This window comes from Streptococcus suis (assembly GCF_902702775.1).
In the GTDB taxonomy this organism is placed as follows: Bacteria; Bacillota; Bacilli; order Lactobacillales; family Streptococcaceae; genus Streptococcus; species Streptococcus hashimotonensis.
In genome coordinates this window covers 608,242-632,207 of the sequence record NZ_LR738724.1, presented here as the reverse complement: position 1 = coordinate 632,207, position 23,966 = coordinate 608,242, and the positions used below count along the sequence as shown (strand labels likewise).

The 23,966-nt window shown below is 36.2% G+C and carries 24 protein-coding genes and 3 pseudogenes; 6 read left to right on the top strand and 21 right to left on the bottom strand.

The window, feature by feature from the left end; translation table 11 throughout:
* From GPW69_RS03275 to GPW69_RS03240, 7 genes are all read right to left on the bottom strand, one after another.
* The gene (locus GPW69_RS03275; protein WP_024412168.1) at positions 1 to 378 is read right to left on the bottom strand and encodes a RidA family protein; all 378 of its coding nucleotides are present in this window, start codon (positions 376 to 378) and stop codon (positions 1 to 3) included.
* 183 nt (positions 379 to 561) lie between these two features.
* Positions 562 to 1,881: an MATE family efflux transporter gene (locus GPW69_RS03270; protein WP_024412167.1), complete on the bottom strand. Its 1,320-nt coding sequence runs from the start codon at positions 1,879 to 1,881 to the stop codon at positions 562 to 564.
* A 353-nt stretch (positions 1,882 to 2,234) separates the two neighbouring features.
* The gene (locus tag GPW69_RS03260) at positions 2,235 to 2,504 is read right to left on the bottom strand and encodes a type II toxin-antitoxin system RelE family toxin (protein WP_024385504.1); all 270 of its coding nucleotides are present in this window, start codon (positions 2,502 to 2,504) and stop codon (positions 2,235 to 2,237) included.
* A complete protein-coding gene (relB, locus tag GPW69_RS03255; protein ID WP_002938604.1) occupies positions 2,494 to 2,721 on the bottom strand; it encodes a type II toxin-antitoxin system RelB family antitoxin in 228 nt (75 codons plus the stop codon). Before relB ends, GPW69_RS03260 begins: the two co-directional genes overlap by 11 nt.
* A gap of 215 nt (positions 2,722 to 2,936) precedes the next feature.
* Positions 2,937 to 4,283: an asparagine--tRNA ligase gene (asnS, locus tag GPW69_RS03250; RefSeq protein WP_014638198.1), complete on the bottom strand. Its 1,347-nt coding sequence runs from the start codon at positions 4,281 to 4,283 to the stop codon at positions 2,937 to 2,939.
* A gap of 14 nt (positions 4,284 to 4,297) precedes the next feature.
* Positions 4,298 to 5,479 (bottom strand): pyridoxal phosphate-dependent aminotransferase, encoded by a 1,182-nt coding sequence (locus tag GPW69_RS03245; protein WP_024385505.1) that lies wholly within the window; start codon positions 5,477 to 5,479, stop codon positions 4,298 to 4,300.
* On the bottom strand, positions 5,476 to 5,973 hold the full coding sequence (locus tag GPW69_RS03240; RefSeq protein ID WP_044679671.1) for a cell wall elongation regulator TseB-like domain-containing protein: 498 nt from the start codon (positions 5,971 to 5,973) through the stop codon (positions 5,476 to 5,478). Before GPW69_RS03240 ends, GPW69_RS03245 begins: the two co-directional genes overlap by 4 nt.
* A 212-nt stretch (positions 5,974 to 6,185) precedes the next feature.
* Between GPW69_RS03240 and GPW69_RS03235 the strand changes: the two genes are divergently transcribed.
* Both GPW69_RS03235 and GPW69_RS03230 read left to right on the top strand, forming a co-directional pair.
* Entirely contained in the window at positions 6,186 to 6,635 is a 450-nt protein-coding gene (locus GPW69_RS03235; protein WP_009909619.1) for a MarR family winged helix-turn-helix transcriptional regulator, read from the top strand.
* Between the two features lie 62 nt (positions 6,636 to 6,697).
* A complete protein-coding gene (locus GPW69_RS03230; protein ID WP_024385507.1) occupies positions 6,698 to 7,243 on the top strand; it encodes an NADPH-dependent FMN reductase in 546 nt (181 codons plus the stop codon).
* 97 nt (positions 7,244 to 7,340) lie between these two features.
* On the opposite strand, the gene glf is transcribed toward GPW69_RS03230, so the two are convergent.
* From glf to GPW69_RS03205, 5 genes and pseudogenes are all read right to left on the bottom strand, one after another.
* Positions 7,341 to 8,453, bottom strand: coding sequence for a UDP-galactopyranose mutase (gene glf, locus GPW69_RS03225; RefSeq protein WP_024384918.1), 1,113 nt, complete (start codon positions 8,451 to 8,453; stop codon positions 7,341 to 7,343).
* 459 nt (positions 8,454 to 8,912) lie between these two features.
* Complete coding sequence (locus tag GPW69_RS03220) at positions 8,913 to 9,470, bottom strand: DUF6036 family nucleotidyltransferase (protein ID WP_024384919.1); 558 nt, start codon at positions 9,468 to 9,470, stop codon at positions 8,913 to 8,915.
* Positions 9,463 to 9,747 carry a hypothetical protein gene (locus GPW69_RS03215; protein WP_024384920.1) on the bottom strand — a complete coding sequence of 95 codons (285 nt, stop codon included), beginning with the start codon at positions 9,745 to 9,747 and terminating at the stop codon, positions 9,463 to 9,465. The genes GPW69_RS03220 and GPW69_RS03215 overlap by 8 nt, the downstream gene beginning before the upstream one ends.
* Positions 9,748 to 9,759: 12 nt before the next feature.
* Positions 9,760 to 10,194 (bottom strand): hypothetical protein, encoded by a 435-nt coding sequence (locus GPW69_RS03210; RefSeq protein WP_044761802.1) that lies wholly within the window; start codon positions 10,192 to 10,194, stop codon positions 9,760 to 9,762.
* A pseudogene (locus GPW69_RS03205) lies at positions 10,187 to 11,068 on the bottom strand (IS1595 family transposase). Before GPW69_RS03205 ends, GPW69_RS03210 begins: the two are co-directional and overlap by 8 nt.
* 430 nt (positions 11,069 to 11,498) lie before the next feature.
* Between GPW69_RS03205 and GPW69_RS03200 the strand changes: the two are divergent.
* The 4 genes and pseudogenes from GPW69_RS03200 to GPW69_RS03185 form a co-directional block, all read left to right on the top strand.
* Positions 11,499 to 13,391: an HsdM family class I SAM-dependent methyltransferase gene (locus GPW69_RS03200; protein ID WP_074391588.1), complete on the top strand. Its 1,893-nt coding sequence runs from the start codon at positions 11,499 to 11,501 to the stop codon at positions 13,389 to 13,391.
* The gene (locus GPW69_RS03195; protein WP_050584682.1) at positions 13,384 to 14,481 is read left to right on the top strand and encodes a restriction endonuclease subunit S; all 1,098 of its coding nucleotides are present in this window, start codon (positions 13,384 to 13,386) and stop codon (positions 14,479 to 14,481) included. The genes GPW69_RS03200 and GPW69_RS03195 overlap by 8 nt, the downstream gene beginning before the upstream one ends.
* 137 nt (positions 14,482 to 14,618) lie before the next feature.
* Positions 14,619 to 14,798, top strand: a pseudogene (locus tag GPW69_RS03190) (tyrosine-type recombinase/integrase); the annotation flags it as partial.
* A gap of 220 nt (positions 14,799 to 15,018) precedes the next feature.
* Positions 15,019 to 15,188 (top strand): annotated as a pseudogene (locus tag GPW69_RS03185) (transposase); the annotation flags it as partial.
* Positions 15,189 to 15,274: 86 nt separating this feature from the next.
* On the opposite strand, the gene GPW69_RS03180 reads toward GPW69_RS03185, so the two are convergent.
* The 9 genes from GPW69_RS03180 to GPW69_RS03140 are packed head-to-tail and all read right to left on the bottom strand — an operon-like array spanning position 15,275 to position 23,811.
* Entirely contained in the window at positions 15,275 to 16,666 is a 1,392-nt protein-coding gene (locus GPW69_RS03180; RefSeq protein ID WP_024384925.1) for a polysaccharide biosynthesis protein, read from the bottom strand.
* The gene (locus GPW69_RS03175) at positions 16,663 to 17,718 is read right to left on the bottom strand and encodes an NAD-dependent epimerase/dehydratase family protein (RefSeq protein ID WP_024384926.1); all 1,056 of its coding nucleotides are present in this window, start codon (positions 17,716 to 17,718) and stop codon (positions 16,663 to 16,665) included. The genes GPW69_RS03180 and GPW69_RS03175 overlap by 4 nt, the downstream gene beginning before the upstream one ends.
* Positions 17,719 to 17,726: 8 nt before the next feature.
* The gene (gene ispD / locus GPW69_RS03170) at positions 17,727 to 18,446 is read right to left on the bottom strand and encodes a 2-C-methyl-D-erythritol 4-phosphate cytidylyltransferase (protein WP_024384927.1); all 720 of its coding nucleotides are present in this window, start codon (positions 18,444 to 18,446) and stop codon (positions 17,727 to 17,729) included.
* A gap of 18 nt (positions 18,447 to 18,464) precedes the next feature.
* The gene (locus GPW69_RS03165; protein WP_024384928.1) at positions 18,465 to 19,424 is read right to left on the bottom strand and encodes a capsular polysaccharide synthesis protein; all 960 of its coding nucleotides are present in this window, start codon (positions 19,422 to 19,424) and stop codon (positions 18,465 to 18,467) included.
* Positions 19,425 to 19,438: 14 nt separating this feature from the next.
* Positions 19,439 to 20,506 (bottom strand): EpsG family protein, encoded by a 1,068-nt coding sequence (locus tag GPW69_RS03160; protein WP_024384929.1) that lies wholly within the window; start codon positions 20,504 to 20,506, stop codon positions 19,439 to 19,441.
* A 12-nt stretch (positions 20,507 to 20,518) separates the two neighbouring features.
* On the bottom strand, positions 20,519 to 21,436 hold the full coding sequence (locus tag GPW69_RS03155) for a LicD family protein (protein WP_024384930.1): 918 nt from the start codon (positions 21,434 to 21,436) through the stop codon (positions 20,519 to 20,521).
* Positions 21,437 to 21,438: 2 nt separating this feature from the next.
* Positions 21,439 to 22,395, bottom strand: coding sequence for a glycosyltransferase (locus GPW69_RS03150; RefSeq protein WP_024384931.1), 957 nt, complete (start codon positions 22,393 to 22,395; stop codon positions 21,439 to 21,441).
* A 1-nt stretch (position 22,396) separates the two neighbouring features.
* Positions 22,397 to 23,212, bottom strand: coding sequence for a glycosyltransferase family 2 protein (locus GPW69_RS03145; protein WP_024384932.1), 816 nt, complete (start codon positions 23,210 to 23,212; stop codon positions 22,397 to 22,399).
* Entirely contained in the window at positions 23,209 to 23,811 is a 603-nt protein-coding gene (locus GPW69_RS03140; RefSeq protein WP_024384933.1) for a sugar transferase, read from the bottom strand. The genes GPW69_RS03145 and GPW69_RS03140 overlap by 4 nt, the downstream gene beginning before the upstream one ends.
* Positions 23,812 to 23,966 lie beyond the last annotated feature (155 nt).

Here is a 23,966-nt window from a genome sequence, read left to right as displayed (position 1 = left end):
CTAATCAATAACTGCAATAACTTCAATCTCAACCTTAACATCACGTGGCAAGCGAGCTACTTCCACCGCTGAACGAGCTGGAAAATCTGCTGAGAAAGCTGTTTTATAAACTTCATTAAAGGCTACAAAATCATTCATATCTTTTAGGAAACAAGTCGTCTTCACCACATGGTCAAAGTCTGTTCCTGCTTCTGTTAAAATTGCTGCAATATTTTTCAAGACCTGCTCTGTTTGTTCTTGAATAGTCTCGCCAACAATCTCACCAGTTTCAGGCGAGAGAGGAACTTGACCAGAGGCAAATAGGAAATTTCCAACAACCTTCCCTTGAACGTATGGGCCAATTGCTGCAGGGGCCTTATCTGTGTGAATGGTTTTCATATCTCTATCTCCTTTTAATTTTTTATATCTATTATAGCACAAGTTCTGTATAAAACAGCTCACCTACTACTATCCTACACCTATTTTCTTTTATAAAAAAGGAATTGAGATAGTATCACCAACATGAAATAAGGCAATATATAATCTATTTCTAAAACTACCTGCTTATACCAAAAAACTAGCCTACTCAGCCAGTTTTCTTGTTTTTACATAAAATCTCCAAGTCAGAAAAATCGCTCGCAGTAGCAGGTCAATCAAAAGCGACAGCCAGACGCCGGCAATTCCTAAACCGAACATCTGACCTAAGACGATAACACCTAAGACGCGCAGCCCCCACATCCCAACCACTGTGGAATAGAGAGGCGACTTGGTATCCCCCAAGCCCTGCAGTGCGCCAGCCATGATTAAAGAAACCGCAAGGCCTGGCTGGTTGAAAGCATCAATACGTAAGGCTGTGACAACTTGTTTGACGGCTTCTAGGTCTTTGGTAAATAGTAGAGCAAAACTTGGAGCTCCGAAAAATAAGATGGTACCGAGCAGGGACATGATGGTAACACCATAGGCAGAGCTGTGAAATGCGACCCGTCTAACTGTGAGGATGTCCCCCTTTCCCAAGGCTTGACCAATCAAAACCGCTGCCGCTGTCGCAAGACCATAGGCTGGCATATAGGTAAAACTCTCGATATTGCCTGCAATCATGTGAGAAGCATAGATAGTCGTCCCCAGCCCCACAATCAAACTGAAATAGACCACCTGTCCCAATCGCATAACCAAGCGTTCGGTTGCTGCAGGTAGGGTCAAATCCACCATTTCCTTAGGACTTCCGAAATGGAACAATTGTTTGAGATCAACTGCCAAGTCAGTCTGTTGTACCTTTCGGTAAAGCAAGACAGTACCAAGCAAGCGAGCTAAGACGGTTCCCAAGGCCGTCCCTACAATCCCCAAACCTGACCAAGAGCCAATACCAAAAATCAAGAAATAGTCCAAGACCACATTAAAACCATTGGTCAGTAAGCTCATTTTCATAGGAGATACTGTATCCCCAGATGCCCGCAGGATTGTTCCCAAAATGGTCATCAGAGCTTGGAAAATCGTCAGGCCACCACCCCAGTAGAAAAATGCCTGGGCGCCAGCCAAACTCTCCGCATCTGCTCCCATTAAGACCAGCATCTGCCGCCCGAAAATAAGGGATAGTAAACCCAATAGCAGACCTACACCTACTGAAAGTACTAAAGCCTGACGTACCTGATAGGCGACCGCTTCCTTGTCACCCGCACCAATAGACCGAGCAATCAAAGCCGTTGCCCCAACTCCCAAAGCCATATAGACCGCCAAATAGACATTCAAAATCGTATTGGCTAGACCAACTGCCGTCACCGCTACCAGACCCAGCTGGGCTATCAGAAGGGTATCCACAAAACCAACCAAGGTCTGAAAGATATTTTCCACCGTCGCAGGCAAGGCTAAACCAAGAATTTCTTTTCCTAAACTTTCTTGATTCATTTTTCTCTCCACAGATTTATTTAGAATAATTATAAATAAATACCGGTTAAAAAGCAAGAAAACAGGGAATGGGGAAGAACTCGATAAGTCAAAAAGGAGTTCGTCTCCCCACCCCCGCACAGCTCCAAAGGTTCGGGGAACCTTTGGAGGTTGGAGATAAGGCGAACTCCGTTCGCTTCAGTCGTATAAGGAAGATTTGGAGTGGAAAACACGAATTGCTGAGATTTGCTTCGCAAATCTTATCTCCAACCTTTAACAGTCCACTGGACTGTTAAACCCAATCAACCACTGCGCTGAGATGTTGACACGAGCTCTGAGAAGTGCACCGATACCGAGCCTAGTTTCCTAAGGCTTCACTTTTTATAGATTTCTTTCCGGTACCCGATTTCAAGGGCTAGGATGACCATTTTGTTATCAATAATATCGCAAATCACACGGTAATTTCCCACACGATACCGCCACAGGCCCTTATAATCTCCAACCAAGGCCTTGCCAAACTGTCTTGGATTTTCCAAACCGTCCAAACGTTTTTTCAAATCCTTAGCAAGCATCATCCCCACATGCCTGTCCATTTTTTTCAACTGTTTCAAAGCATCATCGCTGAGAACAAGTTTATAAGCCATCTTCTAACTCCGCAAGAACATCATCAATCGAGTGTGTAACAGGATTTTCTTGGAATTTCTTCAAAGCCTTGATACCAATTTCATAGTCCAACTGGTCTTCTATCTGTTCAGCAAGTGCAGTTTTAAATAACTCAGACAGGCTTTTTCCTGTATGAATGGCATAGCTTCTGAAGATTTCTTCTTCTGCATCGTTTAACCGCAAGGATACAATTCCCATCATTCCACCTACTTTCTTCTTGTAATACATTGTATAACAATTCGTTCAAAATATCAATTGACACCAGAAAAACAGACCACGTTTGTAGTCTGTAAGTGAATATTTACTTCGCAGTCTTTCAGTTTACTTTTAGTACTAGGCAACGAGCTGCAGGCTGTACTAAGGTACGGCAAAGCGAGTTAACGACGTAATAAAAGAAAAACTGAACGACTGTATTACGGATGCAAGCGATGCAACATACGTGGGAACGGAATGGCTTCACGGATGTGTTTTGTACCAGCGACAAAGGTTACCATACGTTCAATACCGATACCGAAACCACCGTGTGGCACAGATCCGTATTTACGGAGGTCAAGGTAGAATTCGTATTCTGACTTGTCCATGCCGAGCTCGTCCATCTTGGCTACCAAGGCATCGTAATTGTCCTCACGCATAGAACCACCGATGATTTCACCGTAGCCTTCTGGCGCCAAAAGGTCCGCACAGAGCACGCGCTCTGGATTACCAGGAACTGGTTTCATGTAGAAGGCCTTGAAGCTTGCTGGATAGTTAACAACGAAAGTCGGTACACCAAAGTAGTTTGAAATCCAAGTTTCATGTGGCGAACCAAAATCATCCCCATGCTCGATGTGTTCGTAGTCCGTATCTTCATCAGCCTCATGCTCTTGCAAAAGGGTAATGGCATCATCATAAGCCACACGTTTAAATGGTTCTGCAATATAGCGTTTGAGAGCATCCACATCACGCTCAAGAGTTTCCAAGGCTTGTGGAGCACGGTCGATAACACCTTGAATCAAGGCTTTGACATAAGCTTCTTGCAAATCAAGTGACTCTTCATGGCTGAGGAAGGAATACTCGGCATCCATCATCCAAAACTCAGTCAAGTGACGGCGAGTTTTTGATTTTTCCGCACGGAAAACAGGTCCGAAGTCGAAAACACGACCAAGTGCCATAGCACCAGCTTCAAGGTAAAGCTGACCTGATTGGCTGAGGTAGGCAGGTTGACCAAAGTAGTCCGTTTCAAACAATTCTGTCGAATCTTCTGCAGCATTTCCTGACAAGATTGGGCTATCAAACTTGATAAAGCCATTCTTTTCAAAGAATTCATAGGTCGCATAAATGATCGCATTACGGATTTGCTGAATAGCGACCTGCTTACGCGAACGCAACCAGAGATGACGGTTGTCCATAAGGAAGTCCGTTCCGTGTTCTTTTGGTGTGATTGGGTAATCTTGTGACTCACCAATGACTTCAAGGTCTGTCACATCCAACTCGTAGCCAAACTTAGAACGCTCGTCTTCCTTGACAATACCTGTCACATAGACAGACGTTTCTTGGCTGAGGCGTTTTGCTACATCGAACTTTTCCGCACCAGCTTCTTCGCCGAATTTTTCAATGAAGTTTGGCTTGAAAGCAACTGCTTGGAAGAAGGCTGTTCCGTCACGCAATTGCAGGAAGGCTAACTTGCCCTTGCCAGACTTGTTGGCAACCCAGGCACCAATGGTCACTTCTTGACCGACATAATCTTTTACTTGGTTGATGGTAATCAATTTTCTAGACATTATTTTTCCTCTTTTTATTTTTTCATAAATGTGTGTAATCGAGCCACTGCTTCTTTGAGCGTGTCCATATCTGTCGCATAGCTGAGGCGGATATTCTCAGGAGCTCCAAAACCAGCACCTGTCACCATTGCGACTCCCACTTCTTCCAAAATGGCTGTGGTAAATTCAGTCACATCTGTGTAGCCCTTCATTTCCATAGCCTTTTTGACATTTGGGAAGAGATAAAAGGCACCTTCTGGCTTAATCACTTCAAAACCAGGCACTTCTGCCAGCAATGGATAAATGGTATTGAGCCGCTCTTCGAAGGCCAGACGCATGGTTTCTACTGTATCTTGCGGACCTGTAAAGGCCTCAATAGCCGCATACTGAGCAACTGCTGTCAGGTTTGAAGTCGTTTGTCCGATAATCTTGCTCATGGCCGCAATGATTTCAGGATTGCCAACGGCAAAGCCAACCCGCCAACCTGTCATGGCATAGGCCTTGGCCACCCCATTGACAACAATAGTTTGCTGGCGAATGCTTTCTGAAATGCTTGAAATCGGTGTGAAGGTATTTCCATTATAGACCAAACGACCGTAAATATCGTCTGCCAAGATGAGAATATCGTGCTCTACAGCCCAGTTTCCAATAGCTTCCAATTCCTCACGACTGTAAATCATGCCAGTCGGATTAGAAGGGCTATTGAGCAAGAGAACCTTGGTCTTATCCGTACGAGCCGCTTCCAGCTGGTCAACCGTTACCTTGAAATTGTGCTCTTCTGTCGCAGTGACAAAGACAGGCACCCCATCATTCATCTTGATTTGATCTGCATAAGAAACCCAGTAAGGTGTCGGAATAATCACCTCATCACCAGGATTGATAACCGCCGCAAAGAAGGCATAAAGAACAAACTTGGCACCTGTCGCAAGAACGACTTGATTGCGTTCGATGGAGTAGCCGTAGAAATTCTCAAAGTAGGTATTGACTGCGTCCTTCAATTCTGGAAGTCCTGAAGCTACCGTGTAAAAACTCGCCTTACCATCTTCGATAGACTTAATAGCAGCTTGCTGGATATTTTTCGGTGTGACGAAGTCTGGCTCACCCAAGGTCAGCTCTAAAATATCACGTCCGTCTGCCTTCAAGGCTTTTGCACGCGCACCTGCTGCCAGAGTTACACTTTCTTCCATCTCTAAGACTCGTCTTGATAACTTGCTCATAAGCCCTCCCGTTTGATAAAGTTCCCTGTTTCAAATTCAACTAAATAGTAGGCAGTACCTGACTTGACTTCCCAAATCGGCTTCGCATCTCTGTAGCCAAGAACCGATTTTTCTATCTCTCCAGCACCATTCTCTGTAGCGACTGCCTGCGCTTCTTCCTTAGAAATACCATTCGCCATTGGATAAACGTACACAGTATTTGTCTCTTCAGGAATGATAACTGCAATCATTTCTCCCTGACTCGTCTTTCCTTGCACGCTAAAGTATGTTTCTGCCCCATTATAGATAGAGACATCATCAACAACCTCTATATCCGCATAGTCTCGAGCTACAGAAATAGCGTGACTCTGTACATCAGAAAAAGGCTTAGCTGCAAGGTCCCAAATAACAAATATCGAAAAAGTCATGACACTTAGGAGTATAAAGGAACCAGCTATCAGCTGTCCCTTCTTCGTTGCCAATACTTCCAAAAGTTGAAAAATCTTTTTTTCCATAGTAGTCCTATTATACTACAAGTTAAAGCATATTTCCATTTTTTCCGTAATTGAATTGTGAATAAACTTTCATTCTCCTTCAGACAGAGAACGAATATAAGAACCGGGACCCACAGTTCAGCTCCTCCATGCTATAAAAGTACTTTACCTATGGATATAGGATCTAACTTTTTTTGCTTGATAACCGAACTATTTATTGCTAAAATATTCTCATGAGAACTGTTGAACAATCTTTAAATGAGAACAAGCATGCACTTCACAGTCTAGTCGTCTTTCGCAGAGCAGCTAATACTATCGCAAAATCAGAATTAGAAACAATCAAAAAATACGGACTGACAGTTTGTCAGTTTGGAGTGATGGAGGCACTCTACAACAAAGGAAATCTGCGGATTCAAGACTTAATTGATAAATTATTAAGCACATCTGGCAACATGACTGTCGTTATAAAAAACATGATTCGTGATGGCTATATCTACAAGACGATCGATACAAATGACCGTCGTGCTTCCTTGATTGCTCTCACTCCACTTGGACGCGAAACCATTGAAAAAATCCTTCCAGAGCATTATGATCACGTTGGAGAGATTTTTTCTGTCCTTAGTTCAGAAGAACAAGACCAATTAGCCGAGATACTTAAAAAATTCAAGAATCAGCAGACCTAGGATTGCCAACAAAAGACAAATACGATATACTAAATTTATGTTTTTATGAAAAGGAGGCCATCATGGCAAACGTATTGTTTTTAGTTGGTTCACTACGTGACGGTTCTTTTAACCATCAAATGGCAAAAAAAGCCGAAGCGTTCTTGACTGATAAGGCTCAAGTATCTTACATTGATCTTGCAAAAATTCCCCTATTCAACCAAGACATCGAGACACCTATCCTTCCTGAAATTGCAGAGCTACGTGCACAAGTAGACGCTGCGGATGCTATCTGGATTTTCTCACCAGTATATAACTATGCAATCCCAGGCATTGTAAAAAATGCTCTCGATTGGCTCAGTCGTTCGCTCGATTTATCCAATCCAAAAGGACCATCTATCCTACAAGATAAAATCACAACTGTCTCTGCAGTCGCAAACAGTGGTCACGACCACCTATTCAAAGACTTCCAACACCTTCTTCCATTTATCCGTACTCAGATTGCTGGTGAATTTACAGGTTCAACCATCAATCCAGAAGCTTGGGGAACAGGTGTATTGGAGTTATCTGACGAAACTCTAACAAAACTCGAACAACAAGCAGCTGACCTGTTGGCAGCAATTCAATAATCAAAAAAACCAGAAATTCTGGTTTTTTTTGATTAACATTTTAAGAGCATTCCGACTTCTGACAAGAATCAATTACTACTTTGATGACTTCTCAAAATCATTCCCCAACTTCACTTCTCACACACTGCAAGGCAGCTCCGATGACTTGGTGCATATCGTAGTAACGATAATGACCAAGACGCCCACCGAATATGACATTCTCTTGTTGTTCTGCGAGGCGCTTATAAGCAGTATAGAGTTTGTTGTTACGATCATTGTTCACTGGATAATACGGCTCATCGCCTCGTTTCCAGGTCTTCGAATACTCACGTGTAATAATGGTTTTCGTTTGTGTACCAAATTCAAAATGTTTGTGTTCGATGATGCGAGTAAATGGCGTTTCACTATCTGTGTAGTTGACAACTGCATTCCCTTGATAGTTTTCCATATCCAATACTTCTGTCTCAAATCGAAGGCTACGATATTCCAATTCACCAAGTTGGTAATCAAAGAACTCGTCAATCATTCCTGTAAAGACAATCTTCGGATAGGTAGCTAAATAGTCTTCCTTATTGGCAAAGAAATCAACATTTGTCTCAACATCAATATTCTCATGTTCCAACATTTTTTCAACAATCTGCGTGTAACCGCCGATTGGAATACCTTGGTAGCTATCGTTGAAATAGTTATTATCATAAGTCAAACGCACGGGTAAACGACGGATGATAAAGGCAGGTAACTCCGTACATGGTTTTTCCCATTGTTTCTCGGTATATGACTTGATCAATTTTTCATAGATGTCTGTACCAACTAGTGAGATGGCTTGTTCTTCCAAGTTCTCAGGCGTTTTTCCTCCCAAAACAGCTCGTTGCTCTGCAATCTTCGCTTCTGCTTCAGCAGGGGTCACCACGCCCCACAGTTTATTGAAAGTATTCATGTTGAATGGAAGATTGTAGATTTCACCTTTGTAGTTGGCGACTGGTGTGTTTGTATAGCGGTTGAACTCCGCAAACTGATTCACATAATCCCAAATTTCTTTTTCAGAAGTATGGAAAATATGTGCGCCATATTCATGGACTTGAATACCTTCTACTTCTTTTGTATAGATGTTACCTGCAATGTGGTCTCGTTTTTCGATAACCTTTATTTTTTTACCCTTTTTAGCTGCCTCATGAGCAAAGACTGCACCGAACAGCCCTGCACCAACAACTAGATAATCGTATTTTTTCATATTGTTTTTACATTTAACTTTCTAAGGAAGTCAATTCTCCAAATCTTTTACTAGACTATCATTTATACCATCGTCTCATTACCAATAAAGAATGAGTTGTGATAATCTCTTCCCTAAAACCTTTCACTTAAAGCTTGCAATATCCAATATTATAACAGACAATACAACCTTCATCAAGTTTAGCAATAATAGAGAGAATAGTAGGAAATAAATAATATATAGTCATTTGAATTAGCTTTGATACATCGTCACTTTCGACTTGCCGTACTCTAGTACAGCCTGCGCCTCAGTTCCTTGTCTGAAAGCTAATTCATTCGACTATAAAAACCCTAAAAACATTTACTAAAAAATTTTTTAAACTATATATATGTTTACACTAACAACAATATGTAGTATTTCGAAAACATCAAAAAAGGCGACTTCCAAACTAGGAAATCGTCTTTTCTTCTATCTTGACTATCAATAATATCTTCTCAGTTTATCCTGATTTTCTTTAAAAAATTCTTCTAGCCAGTCCATCCCATAGGCATGACTGAAGCCTTCTAGGAGAACGGAGAAATCAATGCTATCAAACCCCATTTTCTTCAAACCATCAAAGGTATTAAACGGAGAACGGAAGTGTTTGTATTTGATAATTGCTCCAATATCTTTCAAATCCTGCTCTCTTGTGCTAACCATCTTCATACCCAATACGTATTCAATTGGAGCAACTAAAACAGTTAAGTTTTCGAATGAATATAGGGTCTCACACAAATGTAATGGTGGCTGTCTGTTCATGTTTGCCACATTATTATTGAGCCATAGTTCTTCGTCAGTATTCAAATTAAAGCGTTGCCCTACACGAGCAATAATTTCGTTGATTTTCTGACTTTCTTCATAAAAAGCATCTACATCTTGTGTAGCTCGCAAACCATGATACTCTAAAACATAACCACCAACACAAATAATGGTTAAATGAAGATTGGCTTGAGATAACTCTTGGTTCAAGGCTTCAAAAACAGGTTTCATTTTATCCATGTCTGTATTTCTCCATCATTTTTTGTACATTGGTTAATTTGGCAGGCTTATTTAACGAAACAACATATTCATGAGTTGGTGTATGCTCTTGAATAGCATATTTCAAACTGACCTTTTGAAAATCTGTTAATTCTTTAGAAGCTAATAACTTTTCGACATCTTCTTCTGTCAAATAAGAATAGTCTTCAAAAATAACTTTTCGCAGATAGCGAAACCAGTGACTAGCATTAAACCGTGATTGCTCTGATGCCTTTATCATGTAGTCGTACCAATCCATCTTGCACCTTCCTTATCTTCTTTTTCTCTGCCGCTCATCTTCTTTAGGATTATAATTTAGAGCCTGTTGCAATTGTAAATCAAAACTGGAAAGTTCTAGCTTTTCTTCCTCAAATGGAATCTCAGGTAGTTTAAACTGAAACTTTTTGTAAAAGAAAGTATCAAATTCATCTTTATTATCTGAAATATCTACTAAAGTATCTAACTCAGAAAGTCGAGCTTGTATGCTAATTTTTGTAACTTCTCCAATTTTTTGATAAATCGCACAATAGGATAGGTCTTGGAAAAATTTTCGGTGTGATTTAACTACTTCCTGAGTGTAAGGGCAGTCATAGTAACTAAGATATTTGGTGTAAAAATTATCAGAGAGAGAAATTTGATAATCTACTAGCTTATTATCAATTGTTTTAGAAACTGTTCGCTCCATTTCTGCATGTAGTTTATCCATGGACTAACTCCTTGTATGTAGTACGAACTTCTGAAGATGACAATAGAAGATTGGAACAGTCGTTGTCAGCCATGCCTCGGGTATTATAACGGAAGTCAAACTCATCTACATAATCTTGTAGATATTTCTTAAACCAAGAATGGTAGATTCCCAGTACACCACGTTTGAGACCTGCCCCAAAACCTTCAATCGTATTTGTATAAACATCATCAATTACATATTCACGAGCACCATGATTTACAAAAGCATAGTCGTACATTTTCGCAACTTTATTATAACCTAACCATTCATCAGTGTAAAGCTGGGCAGCGTCTTTCACAAATTTTACGATTTGTTCTGTTAAAGTTTTTGTGCCTGTATCGGTTACTTTATGAGCATTCAATTTTCCTTCTCGTGCACCCATACCAACAACTGGGATTTTATCTTTTAGGGAGAGACCTTAGGCATTTTTAACTTTTTTTGAGTTATGGCGATTCTTATTTTTACCACTGATGTAGGTTTCATCTACTTCTACAGTTCCGTCCAATTTATTATTATTTTCTGAACTGAAACATCTACGAATACGCTCTAGCATAAACCAAGCTGTTTTTTGTGTAACGTTGATGTCTTTTGATAGTTGTAGAGAGGAGACGCCCTTTTTATGAGAGGCCATTAGCCAGATAGCTATAAACCATTTTTGAAGGGAGACTTTAGTATTATCAAACATTGTACCAGTTCTAACATTAAAATATTTACCAGTGTTTTTACATCTGTATTTACCATTCTTGCATTTATAGACTTTAGATGTTTCATCAAAAGGACTGACTACATAACCATTCCAACGAATTTTTTCTAAATGTTGCTCACAGTAATAGTCATTTGGAAAAGCATTCATCAAATCATACAATGACTCAAATTCACCTAACACTTCTGTACTCCTTCTGTATTATAAAATCATTATATCACTTAAAACATAAAAATCAACAAACCAGTGTAAATATAGATATACTTCTTTTCGGAAATTACCTTTTGTGATATAATAGTTTTATAAAAATAGCAAAGGAATTGATTTGTATGAATGCAATCACAGCTCACAGCTCACAGCTCACAGCTCACAGCTCACAGCTCACAGCTCACAGCTCACAGCTCACAGCTCACAGCTCACAGCTCACAGCTCACAGCTCACAGCTCACAGCTCACAGCTCACAGCTCACAGCTCACGCTGATTATGTAATCGGACGTGTTTTTTGTCAACCCCTAAAACAGGCTTTTTCACGTTTTTGTGAGGAGGCTATTTATTTTATCAATAATTTCGAGGTGTTATGATGAACCGTTTTGAAATTATTGATAAAATAGGCAAATTATACTACTCCACTAATCTTGAAAATGGTGAATTTAGTTATTCTAAGGGATTGAAAGCTGTAGGTAAATCTATTTCTGACTACAGAAATAGTAACTCAACGAAAAAACGTAACCATATAGATATTCGTTTTGAGAATGACCGTTTAGCCATATTGGTTGAAACAAAAGATAGATTCGATAACTGGGATAAGATTGAAATTCAGAAACAATTACAAGAATATGTAAAGTATGAAAAGGCATATTCAGATAGAAAAATTGTAGCTATTTTGACTGAGACAGAAGGTAATGACACTTGGACATGGTATTGTCAATCAGTAATTATTGATGATGAACACATGAATACTGAACTAACAACAGTTCTATCGTTTGAAGAATATGAAGAACTGTGTTTTGGAAAAGTAAACGACAAATTACAAGTAGTAGATTCAATTAAAGTATTGAATGAAATGTTACATTCTGACGGCCTTGCTGAGAAATTACGAAGTCAATTTGTAGGAACTTGTTTATTAGCACTTAAAAATGGACTTGTTTATGAAGGTATAAAACCTACAAAAGATACCGATGGAAATGATTTATCTCCTGAACAAGCTATCCTAAAAAGTATCAAAAATATTTTAGAAGGATTGCTCTCTCAAGGTGGGGGGTTAAATAAAGTTGGTAAGTTAGCGATACTCAATAACAAAGTGTTGGAAGACCAAGATGTAACCAGTCTGAGTTATCAGGAATTAACAGCTCTATTAGCCTATATAGACAATAATATTATCCCTTATATCAATGATAAAAATACAGCAGGGCAAGATTTATTAAATCTCTTCTTTACAACTTTTAACAAATACGTAGGAAAATCCGATAAAAATCAGGCTTTTACTCCGGATCATATTTGTGATTTTATGAGTAAGGTTGTCAATGTTAATAAAAATTCTCGTGTACTCGACCCATGTTGTGGGAGTGGTGCTTTCTTAGTACGTGCAATGACAGATGCTATGGATGATTGCAATACTGAGGATGAACGTAAGGCTGTTAAAAAGAATCAAATTTTTGGCATAGAATATGAAGAGGGAGCATTCGGTCTATCATCAACAAATATGTTGATACATGGAGATGGTAATTCAAATATTATTCAGGATTCTATGTTTAATAAGGGGAAATGGATTACAGATGCAAACATAGATGTTATTCTTATGAACCCGCCATATAATGCTACCAAAAAGAGTTGTGACCCTGAATATACAAAAAAATGGGCTTCAAAAGTTACACAAGACCCTTCAAAAGGACTTCATTTTGTCGAGTGGGTCGCTCGGCAAGTAACTGGTCAAGGCGAAGATAAGACTATTAAGAATAAAACTGCCAAAATCGCTGTTTTACTTCCCATGCAAGCTGCTATTGGCAATAGCAAAGAAACTAAATTATATAAGAAAAAGATGCTTGAAAAATATACTTTAGAGGCTGTCTTTTCTTTACCTGATGAAATGTTCTATCCCGGTGCTTCAGCTGTTGCTTGCTGTATGATATTTGATTTATCTCAAAATCATACTAAATCTGATAAGGATACCTTCTTTGGGTATTTTAAAGATGATAATTTTATCAAAAGGAAAGGCTTAGGTCGTGTTGAGAAAGTTGATAGCAACGGTGATAGCTTATGGGAACAAGTAAAATCCAAATGGCTATCATTGTATAGAAATAAACGTGAAATGGCTGGTCTATCTGTTATGAAAAAAGTTGGATATGAAGATGAATGGCTTGCAGAAGCCTATATGGAAACCGATTATTCAACACTTAACTCTGATGATTTTCAACGAACTATAAATCATTATCTATCTTTCTTGGTTAAAGAAGGAGAATGTGGCAATGATTGATACTCGAGATTGGGAATTTTTTGATTTTTCTAAGGTATTTCGTATGGAGAACGGTTTTTATAATAAGAAACCAGAATCTAGTGGAGTGGGAACTATTCCTTTTATAGGCGCTACTGATAAAAATAACGGTGTTACAGATTATTTCACATTAGAAGAAATCGAATCCGCTTCTAAGACAGGAGAAGAACCTAATCAGGAATTAAGCGATAAGATATTCCCCCCATATGCTCTCTGTGTCACTAACAATGGTTCTGTAGGATATGCTTACTATCAAGAAAAACTATTCACTTGTAGTCATGATGTTAATCCTTTATATAGAATTGACGGTGACTTCAATGAATTTACAGCTCTATTCATTGCAACAGTAATAATGCACGATAGGTACAGATGGGGATATGGACGAAAATGGCGTCCAAAAAGAATGAAATACTCCAGATTAAAACTTCCTATTCAAAAAGAGCCCAATGGAGAACCTGTTCTTGATGTAAGTAAACGATACTCCGATTCTGGTTTTATACCAGATTGGGATTTTATGGAAAACTTCATCAAATCACTAAAGTATAAACTGCCTGAAACTAAAAGAAACACTTATGTTGATATTTCTTCCCAAAACTGGGTTTCATTTACATTAGAAGAACTAGGTATTGATATATACAAAGCTAAAGCCCATACAAAAATTGATATGGATTTTTCTAAAAATCGAAAACCAAGTAAATTACCATTTGTCAGTAGAACAGAATTAAATAATTCTATAGATGGATGGGTTTCAAAAGATGAGGAAAATGGTATCGAAAAAGGCAATGCACTTGTGATAGGCGATACGACATCAACTATTTCTTATCAACCTAATCCTTTTGTTGCGGGTGACCACATTGTTGTAATTAGAGCAAATTGGTTAAATAAATATACGGGGCTATTTATTCAAACTCTACTGAATCAAGAAAGATATAGATATTCATACGGAAGAGCATTTAAGATGGATTTAATTAAAAAAACAAAATTATTGTTACCAGTAAATCACAATAAAGAAGTTGATTGGAGATGGATTGAAAATTATATCCAAACTTTACCATATTCAGAAAATATCTAAATACAAAAAGACGATTTCCTAGCTTGGAAGTCGCCTTTTTTGATGTTCTTGTAGATACTATATATATATATTGTGGTTAGTGTAAACAGACATATAGTTCCCAAAATTTTAATAAACTCTATAAAACAAATGCAGTTTATAGTTTTGCAACTATGTTACTTGATAATGGCGTCGATATTCGACAAATACAACATTTACTAGGCCACAGTAACATCAATGTGACACAAATCTACACCCATGTCTCTCAAAGCAAGCAGGTAGAAATTCTAAGTGAGCACAACCCTCTTAATCAAATTACACCATTACTTCGTACATAAATCATAGCCACCCGTGAAAATGGGTGGTTTTTACACTAACTATGAGGTATTTCTCTCCAGCAACATCTAAAGATGTCCACTAAAGTTTGTCCAGATTAATGCTATGATTACTTGACTAAATCCTGAAAAAATGGGCTTTTATCCTGTTTTAAAAATTACCATCTGAAATAGGTCACAGGATAAACAAAGCTAACCTTCCATGTTTCGGATGTACTTGACTAATTTAGAACTGCCTTATTCCAACGCCAAACTGGAAGCTACCAACAATCTCATCAAAGTAATTAAAAGAAATGCCTTTGGTTTCAGGAAGATGAAAACTCTAAAAAACGCATTTTGATTGCTTTGAACGTAAAGAAAGAGAGAACGAAGTTCGTCCTCTCTAGATGTTAGCTGACATCTACCCACTACAGTTGATAAAGAGCTGCAAATAATCGTAATTGGGCATTCAAAATTACCTCATATACTCAGTACTCTGATTATTTCAATCGTGTAAATAAGCTTTTATTACTACCGATCTTTATCCACATATAGATAATATAAATAACCAAGTATACTAAAAATCCTGCCAAACTTGGTAGAGCCCATGCAGCAAAAATAAATATTACCGCAATGATTGCTTCTATTAGAGCATCTAAAGCAACAGAAATTTCTAAGCTTTTTGCTAACAATATTTCTGCAAGAAAACAACGGAAAAATAGTAGGAAGGTAATAGAAAGCGTTGCCAATATTAAATTAGGAAAAATAAAAGTTGTAACAATAGTCAATAGAACACTTAAGAGCATACTTAACAAATTAACAAATAGTATTGTTCTCTCCATACGGAAAGCTTTCAAGTATGTGTTAATTAATAAAGCCATTTTACCTTCAAATACCGAAATCGGAAAAATTAGCGCCATATATAGCAAACTATCCGCATATTTAGGAAGCCAAATCATTAACGCTGTTCTAAGTGGAAAGAATAATAATAAAAATCCCAACAAAACAGGCATTAATAAAGTTCTAATTTTTACATATAATTCGGGTAACTCACTCTTTTCAGTCCTCTTCAACATTGGAAAAATGACAATTCCTACCGCATTGATAAACGTCATAATCAAATTAGAAATACTCAATGTCAAAGAAATTTTTCCAAATGTTGCTACATCCCAACGCTTCTCAATTCCCAAACGAACAGTCCCAATAACTAGCATACTAGCAACATTTGAAAGCATCAAATTGCTACCAACTTTTATGTTATCAATAACCTCTGAAATATCAAACTTAAAAAAAGTAAGCTTGTGAACTATTATATCTCTACAAAGATAGATACCGTAAAAAAGAGAAATAAATCGTCCAATCACGTCAACTACTATCATTAATTTATAGCTGTAAATACCACCAGCAATTAGTCCCAACAATAAACAGATGTACAGAACTCTATCGAGAATCATTATTCTTGCACTCTCTTTAATTAGATTGGTCGTTTGTAACAAATAAATAACAAAAAATCTAAGGTTGGTTGCTAGCAAGGTTAGTGATAGCATATTGAAGATAAATTCTTTATTCGTCCCGACATCTATGCTATTGCCTACGACAAAAATCAGAATGGCAATTATTGTTTGAAAAAGAGAATAGGCAATGAATTGTGAGAAAAACTTTTGTTTATCCAGTCGCTCATACTCTTCACCACCATATTTTAGATAGATACCATCAATCCAACCTAAATGAGCAAATCCAACATAACTTGTATAGAAAAGATACAATTGCCAATAACCATATTCCTCAACTCCAATTAATTTGGGTAAAATGAGAATGACTAAGGTTGAAACAAGTAGTGATAACAGATTTGATGTAATAGCATAGCTAGAGTTTAACAATAACTTTTTCAATGGTTCTCCTTATTCACTTTCATAGAAGTGATTAATGATTGAAACATAGCTTTTAACTGCACTGTCGGATTCCAACCTAATTCCTTTAGTTTCTTAGTTTCTAAATTAATTTTAACAGTTGGATTATATCCTAGTTGATTAATATCTTGTAAATCAACCTTAACTTTACAAATATTATTTTCATCAAGTTGACTTGCCAATATAGCCATATCATAAATTGAGGTATAGGTATCTTCGTTAGCTACATTATATGCTTGTCCAGAGACCCCCTTAAGTAAAATATGTATAATTGCAGCTACTGCATCCTTTGTATAACAATAACTACGCATTGTTTCACCTTTGGTATGCAATGTAATTGGCTTGCTTTCAATAACAGCACGGGCAAACTGAGCAAACACACGATTGTCCTGATATTCAACACCTGGTCCAAAAGTTTGTGTTAATCTAGCTAAGCTAACTGGAACCTGAAATTGGCTTGCGTAGGAAACACACAGGCATTCTGCCATTCGTTTTCCTTCTGAATAACTACTTCTAACCTGAGTGAAATCAATATAGCCATAATCATCTTCTGATATTGATTCTTTCGATTCGTTTATTCCATAGACCTCAAGCGAAGACAGATAGACAACCTTTTTTACTTTCTTCACTTTTGCTAACTCTAAAATATTTTTTGTCCCATTTAGCGCAGTAAAAATAGTATCAACAGGTTTTTCAACAAAATCACGGGAAGCAGTCACACTTGCACCATGAATAATAAAATCTATATCCCCAGCATAAGATTGTTCTTGACTAATATCCGAAACATGGAAGTCGATCTCACTCAGACAATCCGCAAACTTATACATAGCCTTTTCTTTAGAGCGAACAGCGGCCACTATTTTTATATTGGTCTGTAATAGACGATTTGCAAAAACAAGCGAGTAAACTAAGTGACTCCCGATTAAACCTGTAGCCCCAGTCACAAAAACCGTCTTATTAGTCAAGTCAGTTAGCAATTCTGAATTTTCTCTGACAAAAGCTATACAGTCTTTTTCTAAAGTTGAATCTAACATATTATTCCCTATCCAAAAATTTGAGCATTTTCCCTTGAATCGTAAATAGCTCTAAAAATATAAAAATCTGAAGGAGTTGTAATCTTTATGTTCTCAGGTCCTCCCATCACGGTAAATAAATCTAGACCATAATGACGAACCAATGTTGCTGAATCAGTCATATTGATTAAACCATCTTCTTGTGCTTTTAAATGTAGTGAATAAATATCTGCAAGATAGAAACTCTGAGGAGCTACTGCAGTCTGACAGGAATCCCTATCAACAACATTTGTAATAGCATTATCTTCATTCACTTGAATGACTGTTTCAATAACAGGCTTAACAGTAATTGCAGTCCTATTATTTCTTACACACTCAATATTGTTCGTAATAATTTCTGCATCAATAAGTGGACGCACACCATCATGAATCAGAACAATGTCATCGTTTTCTATATTCCCAGACAATGCTTCAAGCCCATTAAAAATGGACATCTGACCTGTTGTCCCACCTGGAACTACTTTTACAACTTTTTTAATTTGAAACTTAGAAAGCAGTGTTTCTAAATACTCAATCCATCCCTCAATGCATACAATAACAATTTGATCAACCAATGGATGATTCTCAAAATGTTCAATCGTATGAATAATAATAGGTTTTCCATGCAATTCTAGAAATTGCTTTGGCTTTGTCGTGGTTTTCATTCGCGAACCAGAACCACCTGCGAAAATGACTGCTGAAACTACCATATCTTCTCCCTCTTTTTATTACACATGTTCTTGTAAAATAACTTCATCAAGGTAAGTTCCTTTGTAATCCTTTTGTTCATACTTATAGGTTAGCTTATGTACTTCTATCATGCTAGAAATCTCATGCCAATGCTGATTATTAAAATTATCAAACATCCTAAATTGTAAAATATGTGGGTGCGAATTACTATACGGAATTACCTCTTTCCAGACTTCAGGATATGCTTCTATAGCCATTTCAAAAAAACAATGCAATAGAAAATACTCAAGCAAGCTATTGTTTTTCTCCCAATATTTATTCAATAAAAATCTCGTCAATAATATAATCTCATTATTGGCTTTTGCAGTCATAAACCAACTAGATATTCTCCTACTGTGTCCAAATGTATTTGGGCGTAATTCTTGAAACAAAAATAAATCAGATTCAAAAAAATAATCATGAATAATGGGAGAACTCATAAACACTGTTGCATCAACCCATGTCCCACCATATTTTGATAATAATTCAATACGAACAATATCTGAAAAATGAGCATGTGAAATCTTTCCTGAATGAAATTTCTCTACTATGAATACAGGTAAGTCGATATATTGGGATAAATTACTTTCATCTAAGGAAATTATTTTTTTATCCTCAGGCAAATTCCGTTTTAAAGATTCAAAACAATGTTTAACCAATTTAGGAGCATTTTCTATCCCTTGATACCACAGAACCCACACTACCTTCTCGTCGCTATCTTCTTTATATTTGAAATTGTTGATGTTAGCTTTAAAATATTCTATATCTGTTTTATATTTTTTCCTGAGTTTTCGCATAATTTTTTGGTCTATAGAAACTTGTAAAATTTCTAAGGACTTCTTAGTTTTGGGTTGAAGTAGCAATTGGAAAGCCGTGAAGAAAACAAGTCTATTACTTATAAGTTGCTTTACTCTACCGCTCTTAATTATCTTTCTTAAAATTTTAATTAAACTTTTCATTTTTACTCAAATACTTAATCTAATAATAAATTATTTTCAAAAATCGCTCTAAATACACTGTCAAAGAATTGAATCCCACCTGAGCTTCGATAAAAATTTTGAAACCAAAAATTAGTTAGAGAGAAAATAATTAATAGTGTTAGAATTATTTCCCTATTATATTTCAATTTCATTCTCGAACAAACGTTTAACACTATAATATAAAAAAGTATATATCCTAATCTAGAAAAACGTTCAAACTCAGAATTTATCACTTCAAAAAACATACTAATTACTAATATAATATTAGTAGCTTTCATTAAAAAAATATCTCTATCTTCAAAACAATGCTTAAAATACATATATAGAGAATGTAAAAATAATACTGGTCCTAATCGAAAAAATACCACTCTAGAAACAAAGACTACTCCTTTGAATTCTAAGCTTGTTACAAAATATTTTTGAATTGCCTGTGAAATTAAAGGGATTTGTATAAAACTATTCAAATAATTTATCGACAGTAGGGCTATTAAAACTCCTATCAAGCTAATATAAATATGTTTAAAACTTTTAGACTGCGTTAAAAAAAGAACTAAAAAAATAATGGATGAAAAATGAAGGGTTGTTGCTACAATAACTAGTATAAAAAATAGAATTTTCCCGATTGACGATTTATTTAGAAAGTATAATCCTAACAATACCAAAGTATATGCAATAAAAAATCTAAGTTGGACTATACTAATTGTCAAAGGGTATAGTAGTATCAAAACACATACTAAGTTTTTATACTCACTCAATTTATCTATAGAATAAAACAACAGAAGAATTGTAATAATTGCTAATATCTGTAGAAATTGTTGGAATAGTAATTGCTGAGATATACCTACTTTCATTAAACTTATATACCCAATATCTCCCAATTTCCCATCATAATTTCCTAAAGCAAACAATCTATAAATATTCGAATATGATATATAATCCGGATTATATGTATTATAACCAAATAATATAATAAAAAATAGCGCCCAGACTCCAAAAACAAAACTAGATTTTCTAAATAAAAAAGAAGTACTGCTCAATATTATCGCTATAAAAAATAACATATTTTCTTATACCTATCTTATCTTACTTTCCCAATCGTCTCTCAATCGAATATGTCTTTCCACTTGTTCTTCTTTCGAAGGAAGTTTCATATAATCTCCATATCGATTGGTTAGATACGCATTCGCATCATTTGGACCATAAAAGTAGTCAATTTCAAACCAATACTTTTCTTCTGGTAAAAAAACTTTATGAGAGACAATTTCTCCAAAATATCCTTTTACACCATAAGCAATGGTCATACTCTTACCATTTTTTGTCGATTTTAATAATCTTTCCATTAATTGAAACACTCTATGTGGTCCAATGAGATATGATGGCAAGCCAATACATTTCCTAATAAATAAATTTCCCTTCAATTCTTTTGACTTTGTCGCCATATAACTTAGATGTGGAGAATATTTCTTAAAACACCTTGAACTCGAATACGATAAATCGAGGATTTTAAATAAACTGCCGACAACTTTATTTTTCAAGTTATTATCAGAAACATAATCTATAGGCAACATATCTAAATATAGATATTTCTTTTTACTAAACCCCTCTCCCATCACGTCAAATAATGTCAGTGATTTACTCTGAATTTTTAACATTTTGTGGATACTACTACGATTTTGTGCCGGATCAATTATGAAAAAATCATCGTCATCCTTCATTGCAATTTTAAATTTCTCATAATCACTTCTTGGTAACACTAAGTCTATATCGTCATCCCATGGGATATAGCCGTTGTGTCTTAAAGAACCAATTAATGTACCTGCTACCATCATAGGCTTTATTCCAATTTTCTGACACTTTTTATTTAGCAAGACAAACATATCTAAATATGCTTGTTGTAATTTTTTTAATTGCTCAGCATCTATAGTCTGATACATTCCTTGAAATGCTTTATCTAAAGCCAGTTCCCACTCAATTTTTGATGTACTTCTCATTCCTATCTCCTGAATTTACTTACAATCATCCCAAATACGCTATGTAGACGAAGTGCGTACACAATGTCACTTATAAACGCTCGTTTACCATTATAATAATTTCTTAATTGGTATAATTTAAGTATAGAATAGATATTCCAATTTTTAATGAAGTTATATCTTGCAGTATAAAGCTCATAATAATTTTTAGAAATCCTTTCTACATCATCATTTTCTCCATCACAAGCAACCTGGGCAACAAAATCATAGCGATTATACATTTTCATATAGTAATCTAAACGACTCCCCAAAGAATTGTGAAACGACTTGCTACTAGAGGATAATGTAACATTATTTAAGTGTAAACGATGACTATCTAAAATTGAATCTATCTCTATTACGTCACCATAAACACACGCAAGCATCCCAAATAATACATCATGAAATTGAAAATACGGAAATTTATAAAACTCTCTATTTATCATATCACCTAGCACTTCTGCCCTGTATGCAGTCTGATACCCCGATGGCCAAGCTTGCAATAGTTTTTCTAGAGAGTACGTATTGATTCTATCCGAAGTATCTGGGCTACTGATAATATTTCCGTTTTCATCAATCAATCTGGATTTGCAAAACACCATTGATACATTTTCTCTGTCAAAGATTGGAAGCATTGTCTCAATTTTATGAGAGTCCCAAATATCATCTTGATCTGAAAAAAAGACTATTCCTTCCTGAACTAACTTTGTCAAATTTATAAATGTTTGATAATGCCCCTGATTAGATTTATTTTGAGAGACAACCCATGAATCCAAAGAATATTTTTTTATATAATCTTTTATTATTTTTATTGTATCATCTGTCGAGCAATCATCCCAAATAATAACTTTGTCTGCTGATACACTTTGATTTCGAATTGAATCTAACTGTTTTATTATAAATGGGCTTCCATTATATGTAGCCATCAATACTGTAATCATACTATTTCCTTAAGATTTTTCCATAAATGAGTTTCTTTATCCAAGTTGGCATATAAACAAAGACCCTAATGTAAATTTGATTAATAAATACATCTAGTGGTGTAACAATTCCTTGAGCTAACATAAATTCATTTAGTATTGTCCAACTGTTAATTTGTTCTCTGTTCCCCCTCCTATTGAACATCCCATTTCCAACACGTGCAAGAACTAGTGTTTCATCAATGTTTGCAAATTTCGATCCTGAAGCAATCATGCGCACCCAAAGGAAATAATCTTCTACGTACGGAAGTGTTTGATACCCCCCTGCTCTCTCGACACTTTTCTTTTTAAACATTACAGTCATGTGGCACATTGGATTTCTCCGCCTTGCCATCTTTAATATTTCATCGTGCTGGGTTGGAACATTTTTATGAGAAACTATTTCACTAGTAGAATTTAAGAACTCATCTATCTCAGCACCAACAATATCTATAGTCGGGTTTTGTTTTATAAAGTTAACTTGCTTTTCAAAACGTGTATTTATTGCAACATCATCAGAATCCATTCGTGCAACCCACTCATAATTACAATGTTTCAAACCTTCATTCAGTGCAATTCCTAAACCCGAATTCTTTTCCAAGGCTATCGTTTTAAAAAATGAAAATCGACTTTTAAATTCTTCTAAAATACTATATAAGCTCTGATTGAGTGGCCCATCCTCTACCAAGACAACCTCCGTTGGAATCATTGTTTGATTGACAAGGATGCTTTCCAAAGATTCCCTAAGAAACTCTGGTTTTTCTTTCTCATAGACCGACATTAATACTGAAAATTTCATCCTTTTCCTTTCTGCCCTGTTCCACCTTCAACAACACCTTCGCTTCTGGCTACACTGAGGAATGTACCTAAGAAACATTTAATATCCAAACCTAGACTCATATTTTGAACATAATATCCATCTAATTTTGACTTTTCATCAATTTCCAATTCATCACGACCATTAATTTGAGCCCAACCGGTTAGTCCAGGACGAATATCATTTGCACCATATTTATCTCGCTCTTCAATTAAGTCATATTGATTCCATAAGGCTGGGCGTGGACCAACAATCGCCATTTCACCTTTAAAAATATTAAAAAGCTGTGGCAGTTCATCTAAACTTGTTTTTCTGAGAAACGCGCCCACCTTGGTAATCATCGCCTTAGGATCCTTTAATAGATGAGTCGGCATATCACTTGGTGCGTCAACGTACATAGAACGGAATTTATAAATCATAAAGTATGACTTGTTTTTACCAACCCGCTTTTGTTTAAATAATACCGGACCTTTAGAATCTAATTTAATTGCCAATGCAATCAATAATAAAATTGGACTCAGAACAACAATAGCAATCCCTGAGATAATAATTGCTAAAATACGTTTACAAATTGGATACATTTCACATCTCCCTTTTGACCAAATATACTTATTATAAAGATAGTTTGTAGCACTTAGTTGCTATTATCTGACTCTTAATAAATAGTAATATTGTTGTTAATTAGGTATTCTAACCTTCCTAGAACTTAAACATCGTTTAAACTCTAGGAAAGTAA